At 46.1% G+C, this 230-nt stretch carries 1 protein-coding gene; it reads right to left on the reverse strand.

Annotated features, from left to right (window positions below):
* Window positions 1–230 (reverse strand): SdrD B-like domain-containing protein (locus Q0838_RS14310; RefSeq protein ID WP_298956574.1); only part of this gene is annotated, 230 nt, incomplete at both ends.

Here is a 230-nt window from a genome sequence, read left to right on the forward strand (position 1 = left end):
TATCTTCTTCAACTACTGTTGTACCTGATGCTACGATTACCGTGGTTGGGTCTGTTCCTTCTGTTTGAACTGCTCCGGTTGGTAAGGTAGTCTCGTCAATATCCACGGTTGCGTCACCTGCAGCTACTACTGTTGCTGTGTAAGTTCCATTGGCATCGGTGATTACTGTTTGTGGGTTTCCATCCTCATCGGTAATTAAAACTTCTACTCCTGAAATTCCTGGCTCGCCT

The sequence above is a fragment of the uncultured Nonlabens sp. genome (genome assembly GCF_947495285.1).
Taxonomy (GTDB): domain Bacteria; phylum Bacteroidota; class Bacteroidia; order Flavobacteriales; family Flavobacteriaceae; genus Nonlabens.